The organism is Streptomyces humidus (assembly GCF_014649655.1).
Classification (GTDB): Bacteria; Actinomycetota; Actinomycetes; order Streptomycetales; family Streptomycetaceae; genus Streptomyces; species Streptomyces humidus.
The window spans coordinates 67270-74142 of the sequence record NZ_BMTL01000042.1; the positions used below are offsets into that span (position 1 = coordinate 67270).

At 72.8% G+C, this 6873-nt stretch carries 7 protein-coding genes; 5 read left to right on the plus strand and 2 right to left on the minus strand.

What is annotated here, in order from left to right:
- Positions 1-270: 270 nt before the first annotated feature.
- The 5 genes from IE239_RS35615 to IE239_RS35635 all read left to right on the plus strand — a co-directional run bounded on the left by IE239_RS35615 (position 271) and on the right by IE239_RS35635 (position 4723).
- The gene (locus IE239_RS35615; protein WP_190153617.1) at positions 271-705 is read left to right on the plus strand and encodes a hypothetical protein; all 435 of its coding nucleotides are present in this window, start codon (positions 271-273) and stop codon (positions 703-705) included.
- Positions 706-821: 116 nt separating this feature from the next.
- Positions 822-1961, plus strand: a complete 1140-nt coding sequence (locus IE239_RS35620) for a PLP-dependent cysteine synthase family protein (RefSeq protein ID WP_190153618.1) — start codon at positions 822-824, stop codon at positions 1959-1961.
- Entirely contained in the window at positions 1958-3208 is a 1251-nt protein-coding gene (locus tag IE239_RS35625) for an MFS transporter (RefSeq protein WP_190153619.1), read from the plus strand. Before IE239_RS35620 ends, IE239_RS35625 begins: the two co-directional genes overlap by 4 nt.
- Before the next feature lie 187 nt (positions 3209-3395).
- Complete coding sequence (locus tag IE239_RS35630) at positions 3396-3773, plus strand: BlaI/MecI/CopY family transcriptional regulator (RefSeq protein ID WP_190153620.1); 378 nt, start codon at positions 3396-3398, stop codon at positions 3771-3773.
- A gap of 32 nt (positions 3774-3805) precedes the next feature.
- Positions 3806-4723, plus strand: a complete 918-nt coding sequence (locus IE239_RS35635; protein ID WP_190153628.1) for a M56 family metallopeptidase — start codon at positions 3806-3808, stop codon at positions 4721-4723.
- A gap of 349 nt (positions 4724-5072) precedes the next feature.
- Here IE239_RS35635 and IE239_RS35640 read toward each other — a convergent pair whose 3' ends face one another.
- Entirely contained in the window at positions 5073-5723 is a 651-nt protein-coding gene (locus tag IE239_RS35640) for a phosphatase PAP2 family protein (RefSeq protein ID WP_190153621.1), read from the minus strand.
- A 190-nt stretch (positions 5724-5913) separates the two neighbouring features.
- A complete protein-coding gene (locus IE239_RS35645; RefSeq protein WP_229878569.1) occupies positions 5914-6612 on the minus strand; it encodes an MFS transporter in 699 nt (232 codons plus the stop codon).
- Positions 6613-6873: the final 261 nt, after the last annotated feature.

The following is a 6873-nucleotide window of genomic DNA, read 5'->3' on the forward strand; positions in this document are numbered from 1 at the left end:
GGGACTGCCACGCGACACGGATGCGTCGAAGACCCGAGACCCTTGAGAGCACCTTGGAGGCCGATCCGAACGACGCCTCGCTTCACCCGATCCGGTGATCACCGACGCGAAGGGCAGCCTGCCGGAGCGAAGTCGCGCCGCGCCGGAGAGCCGCGAGTGCGGGAGCCTGAGCCCGGTTCCTCATCTCGGACGGGGTGAGCATTCGGCCCTCACCGACGAGAACCTCGCCCGCTCGCACGACTACTCTTCGTGCCGATGCGAGCTCGGTCAGTGAAGCGACGAAGCCGCTCCGCGGCGTGGGGCGGAGCGGTGGTCACCGTGTTGCTGACCCTGCTCATGCACGTCCTCGCCTGCTCCCACGGCCTGACGGCCGCCCCTGCCCAGCGGGCCGGCATCCCGTGGCAGACGTCCCCCACCGCGTGCGGGCAGCACATCTCCGCCAAGGCAAGCGACCGGGCGAACACGGCTGGGTCGAGTACACCCTCGCCCGACCACGACGCTCACTGCTGCGAGCTGGACGAGCCGGCCGCTCAGCCGCCCCGCGACCTCGGACTTACGAACGCGCCGCTCCCGGCCGTCCTCCCGGCCGGACCGGCGGTTGCCGAACCGGTCGTCCCACCGCCGGCCCTGCGCCGCTCCCCCGCTTCCTTCCCGGCGCCGTCCGCCGGACATACGCGGGCTCTCCTCGGCATGTGGCGGACCTGATCGGCTCCTCGCCGCGCCCACCCGATCCGGGCCGCGCGGCGACCGATCACCTCCGTCTCCCTCCACACCCACCGGTCGGCTGCCCGTGACGGCGCCGGCCGCAGGAGAAGCACGCCATGGACCACCAGACCCCCACGACCCTGCCGATGCCGCCGGCCCAGCTGCCGGCCGACGCCGAACATCCCCTGCACACCCCCGCCGGACTGGTCGGCGACACGCCCGTCCTGTGGATCGGCGCGCCCTTCACCGCCGTGGGCCGCGGCTTCTGGACCAAGCTCGAAGGCCACAACCCGGGCGGCATCAAGGACCGCACCGCCCTGCACATGGTCCGCGCCGCCCGCGAGAGCGGCCGGCTCCTGCCCGGCGCCCGCATCATCGAGTCGACCTCCGGCACTCTCGGCCTCGGCCTCGCGCTGGCCGGCGCGACGTACCGCCATCCGGTCACCGTCGTCACCGACCCCGGCATCGAGCCTCTGATGACCGGCCTCCTCACCGCCTACGGCACCGAGGTCGATCTCGTCACCACGCCCCACCCGGAAGGCGGCTGGCAGGAGGCCCGCCGACACCGCGTCGAAGAGCTCCTCGCCGTCCACCCGGACGCCTGGTGCCCGAACCAGTACAACAACCCCGACAACGTGGCCGCCTACGCCCCACTGGCCCATGAACTCCTCGCCCAGCTAGGCCACATCGACACCCTGGTCGTCTCCGTCGGCACCGGCGGCCATTCGGCCGGCATCGGTTCGGTGCTGCGCGGACACCTCCCGCAGCTGCGGATCGTCGGTGTCGACACCACCGGGTCGACGATCTTCGGTCAGCCCGCCGGCGCTCGCCTCATGCGCGGCCTGGGATCCAGCATCCACCCCCTCAACGTCGCCTACGACCTCTTCGACGAGGTGCACTGGGTCGCCGCCCCGGAAGCCGTGTGGGCCGCCCGCCACCTGGCCCGCAACCACTACGCCACCGGCGGCTGGAGCGTCGGCGCAGTCGCCCTGGTCGCCCGCTGGCTGGCCCGCACCCTGCCCCCGGACAACCGGATCGTCGCGGTCTTCCCCGACGGCCCGCAGCGCTACGTCGGCACGGTCTTCGACGACGCCTACTGCCACCGCCACGACCTCCTCGGCCACCTGCCCGCCGACGATCCCGACGAGATCACCGACAGCCACGAGCGCACCGTCACCCGCTGGACGCGCTGCACCCACGTCGTAGACCCGCTCGCCCGCCCCGAACGCCACCAGCACGTGGGAGTCACCCGATGAAACACCTGTGGCGGCAGACCCGCTCGTTCCCGCGCGGCGCACGGCTGTTGATGGGCAACCAGTTCGCCATCAACCTCGCCTTCTACATGCTCATGCCCTACCTCGCCGCCCACCTGTCCGACGGACTCGGACTGGCCGCCTGGGCCGTCGGACTCGTCCTCGGCGTCCGCAACTTCTCCCAGCAGGGCATGTTCCTCATCGGAGGCACGCTCGCGGACCGCCTCGGCTACAAGATCCCCATCATGGCCGGATGCCTGCTGCGCACCCTCGGCTTCGGCCTGCTCGGCTGGGTCGACGACCTCCCCGCCCTCATCGCCGCCTCAGCCGCCACGGGCTTCGCCGGAGCCCTGTTCAACCCGGCCGTCCGCGCCTACCTCGCCACCGAGGCCGGCGAGCGGCGCGTGGACGCCTTCGCCACCTTCAACGTCTACTACCAGGCCGGCATGCTGCTCGGCCCCCTCGTCGGACTCGCCCTGCTGGCCGCCGACTTCCGCCTGGTCTGCACGGTCGCCGCGGCAGTCTTCGCCGCACTCACCCTCCTGCAATGGCGCGCGCTTCCCGGGCGGCGCGGCGGCCCGGCCACCACGGACCGGGAGAGCGTCCTCGCCCAGTGGCGAGCGGTCGTCGCCAACCGGCCCTTCCTCCTCTTCTCCGTCGCGATGATCGGCTCCTACGTCCTGACCTTCCAGGTCTACCTCGCGCTGCCGCTCGCCGCGTCCGAGACCCTCGGCGCGGAGGGGACCGCGGTCACCAGCGGCCTGTTCGTCGTCTCCGCCGCCGTCGCCGTCGTCGGCCAACTACGGCTCACCAGCTGGGCGAAACGGCGCTGGCAACCGAGCGACGCCCTGGTACGGGGGCTGGTGGCGATGGGACTCGCGTACGCTCCGCTCGCGTTCAGCCCACGCGGCTCCTCGACGGCCGTGCTGACGGCGCTGGTCGTGGCTGTGGTCCTGCTCGCAGCCGGATCCGCCGTCGTCTACCCCTTCGAGATGGACACGGTGGTCGCCCTGTCCGGGGACCGTCTGGTCGCCACCCACTACGGCCTGTACAACACCTTCTCCGGGCTCGGCATCACTCTGGGCAACCTCGCCACCGGCGCGCTGTGGGACTACGCCCGCCGGCACGACGCGCGCTGGCTGCCCTGGACCGTTCTCACCGCGATCGGGCTGGCATGCGCGGCCTCGGTCGCCGGCCTCGCCCGAACCGGACGCCTCGGCGCGGCACAGCCGAAGCCGGTGGCGGCGTAGCCGGACCCCGGGGGTTCAGTCCGGGCGTCGGCCACTGCGGTCCGCCCACCGCCCTTCAGCTGCCGAGCGACGAGAGGGCGCGGGCGGCCACTCGTGACGGCCTGACCCTCGAGATGGCCTCGTTCTACGTCTCGTAGTAGCTTGAACGGCCGAGGACGATCTGGCCGGAGGACGAGGGAAGTGCCGGGTGACAGGCGGTAAGCACGGTCAAGGCGAGGCCCGGCGGCGTGCGCGGGGTGAGCTGGAAGGGGAAGTGCTGGCTGCCCTCTGGGCGGCCGGCCGGCCGGTCCCCGCGGCCGCGATCCAGGAACAGGTGCCCGGCGCCGCCTATACGACGGTCCTGACCATCCTGACCCGCCTGTGCGGCAAAGGGATGGTGACCCGGCAGCGAGAGGGGCGCGGTCACGTCTACGCCCCCGTGGACGACCGGGCCGGGCATGCGGCGGCAGGGATGCACTCGCTGCTGGACGAAGGCGGGGACCGGGCGACGGTGCTGGCCCGGTTCCTGTCGGACCTGTCGCCCGAGGACGAGCAACTCCTCGAGCAACTGCTGCGCGGCGACTGATCCGGGGGTCTGGTGTGTTCTGGCCCGTGCCGATGTATCTGCCGCTGCTGGTGAGCGCGGTGCTGGCGTTGACCGCCCCCTGGGCGGCGCGCCGGTTGCCGCCCCGTGTCGCCGTGTGGGCGATGACGTGCGCGGCGGTCGTGGCGGCCGGAACGTGGGTCACGGAGCTGGCGATTCTGGCCTTCACCGCGGTGGGCCAGGTGCCGCTGGTGGCCGAGCAGGGGCCCTGGTCGGTGCGTGTCCTGGCGGCGGAGGACCCGGTGAGCCGGAAGTTCGCCGCGGTGTGTGCCGGGGTGGTCCTGCTGCTGGTGGCGGGCCTGACCGTGGCCTCCTGGCGCCGGGGGCGTGCGCTGATCGATGCCTGGCGGGAGTGCCGGCACATCGCGGCGGGCGGGGATCTGGCCGTGGTCGACGATCCGGTGCCGACGGCGTTCGCCGTGCTCGGCATGCCCGGACGGATCGTCGTCTCCTCCGGAATGCTACGACTGCTGGACGGGCCGGAGCGGCAGGCTCTGCTCGCCCATGAGCGGGCGCATCTGCGGCATCGGCACCATCTGTTCTCTCTGCTGCTGCATCTGACGGCGGTGGTCAACCCGCTGCTGCGGCCCCTGGAACGAGCAGGCGCGTTCGCCGTGGAACGCTGGGCGGACGAGGAGGCCTGCGCTGCGGTCGGGAACCGGCGCGTGGTCGCCCGTGCCATAGCGCGGGCCGCACTGGCATCGGGCCGAGCCGCCAAGGCCGCCCTGTCCGCGACCGGCGGGCCGGTTCCCCGGCGCGTCCAAGCGCTCCTGGCTCCACCGCTGCGACGCGCCGACGGTGTGACGGCGGCGTTCGTCATCCTGATGGCGACGTGCTGCGCGAGCCTGGCCGTCACGGCACACGACACGGAGCGGCTGTTCGAGGCCGCGATGCACGCCTACGCGGCGGCCCCGCGGCTGCGTACGCGCTGACACCGCCCTGCCGGTGCCGGCGCTGTCCAGAGGGTCCTCGCACCGGTGGTTCGTGGCGGCAGCCCGGCGATCCGCTTCCGACCCTGATCGTCGTGCCGGAAGAAGGGCGCACGCGCACGGCGCCGCCGGGACGGCCTCACGGCGCCGTGGTGGGGGCCGGCCTGCGGCATGGGCCGCTCGCGCCGGGGCGCCTCGCGCGACGTCACCGGGCGGTGCTGATCAAGGCGGATGTCGCAAGAGGGCCGTCGACCGGAGAGGCTCGAGATCTTCACCGGTCAGGGACGGCAGTGGAGGCCGGTGGACGCGCCGGGCGATTCGGGTGTGCTCGGCGCGCGCCCTCGGACGCCGGTCACCGGGCGGGCTGAGCGACCGTTCGAGGTTCGGCGGTCAGCAGCGGGCGCAGGGCGCCGCGGTTCAGTGCGTCGACCAGAGGGGTGGCCCAGCGGCGCAGCGCGACGCTGGTGAGGTAGGCGACGGGGAGGGCGAGGATCACCGAACCGAGGACGTCGTGCGGGTAGTGGTCGCCGACGTAGACCCGGGAGAAGCCCTCCACCGCACCGAACACCGCGGCGATGGCACTCAGGCGGCGGTCCAGCAGGAACAGGGCCGCCACGGTCGCGGCGGCCACGGTGGTGTGGCCGCTCGGGAAGGCGTAGTCCGAGGGGGCCGGGCAGGAGTCGACGAGGTACGCGTGCGGCATTGACCGGCAGGGTCGCGCCTCGGCCACGACCTTCTTCACCACCTCGGCGGCGGCGAAGGCGGTCACGACGGCGACCGGCGCGGCCAGGGCGACGGTCATCGTCCGGCTGTCGCGGCGGCGCGCGCTCCACCAGCCCATGACCATGAGCACCGCGAAGACGCCCAGACCGAGATTGGTCCACACCTCCATGGGGGTGTTGAGCCACTTGGTGTCGCGGGCGAAATCCGTGAGGGAGGTGAACAACGAGCCGTCGATGCCGGATCCGTCGAAGGCCAGTCGCGTGGTGGCGGCCGTCGTCATGGGCACGTCCTTCCGGGTCAGCGCGCGGCGACGCGGAACGGCCTGGCGCCGCCAGTCGATCCCACGCCCGTGACGGCACTCCGATGACCTCACGGTGAATCAGTGGTGGCCGTCCGGCCAATCTACTACATGTTGTAGAAGCTTATGTGTCACCACGCCCGAGACCTGAGTCGTCCCACCAGGACGGGTCTCACCCTGCGGTAAGGCGGCGCCGGACGCCGGCGAAGACCGGACCGAGTGCCAGGATGACGCCGAGTACGGCGTAGCCCTGGGGCAGGCCGGCCAGGGAAGCGACCGTCGCGACGAGCAACGGACCGCCCGCATCGCCGAGTTCGCGGCCCAGCTCGGCGGCGCCCATGGGCTGCCCGAGCCGTTCGGCGGGCGTGCTCGCGGCCAGCGCGGCAAAGCCCAGCGGGGTGATCAGACCGGTCCCGGCGCCGATCAGCGCGGCGCCCTTGAGCAGACCGGTGAGCCCCGGCACCATGGCGCAGCCCATTCCGGCGGCAGCCACGAGCAGTCCCCCGGTGATGCCGGCGCGCGTGGTGAGCCGCCCACGGTCCAGTGCCCGCCCCGCCCGCAGCTGGACCACGGCCGCGCACGCCGCCAGGACCGACACGACGGCACCCGTGGCGACCGCACCGAGACCGGCTGCGCGGCCCGAGACCGGCAGAAAGCCCACCCCGGCCGACAGGGCGGCGGTCGCCGCGGCCAGCGCCGAGGTCGGGGCGAGGAACGCCGGGTCGACCAGCCGCCGGGCCAGGTCCAGCACTGTCTGCCGGGCCCTGGGAAGCGGGAGTACGACCGGGACTGCGAACGCGGCCCACACGGCGACCGCCGCACCGAGCACGGCCAGAACGGCGAACAGCAGCCGCAGGCCCCCGGCCCACACCAGGACACCGCCGAGCAGGGGGCCGAGGGCGTAGCCGACGACCGACTTACAGAAGCCTTGACGTGCTCCCTGGCCTAAAGGCCAGGGATTCCGGCCTGGGTCGGCTGACCCTTCCGGGGGCTTCCTGCTTCACCGCGCTGTGCCGGGACTTTCGCCCTGGTCTTAGAGGGCTTCTCGAAACCGAGTGTGGAGCTGGGGGTTCCGTACGGGTGTGCTGTTCAGGTGATTGTGGCCGCGCGGGGGCATGAAGGCAGGGCCTCT

Excerpts from the sequence above, each read along its gene's own strand:
- IE239_RS35620 (WP_190153618.1), top strand. The coding sequence starts at position 822 with ATGGACCACCAGACCCCCACGACCCTGCCGATGCCGCCGGCCCAGCTG.
- IE239_RS35625 (WP_190153619.1), top strand. The coding sequence starts at position 1,958 with ATGAAACACCTGTGGCGGCAGACCCGCTCGTTCCCGCGCGGCGCACGG.
- IE239_RS35635 (WP_190153628.1), top strand. The coding sequence starts at position 3,806 with ATGTATCTGCCGCTGCTGGTGAGCGCGGTGCTGGCGTTGACCGCCCCC.
- IE239_RS35640 (WP_190153621.1), bottom strand. The coding sequence starts at position 5,723 with ATGACGACGGCCGCCACCACGCGACTGGCCTTCGACGGATCCGGCATC.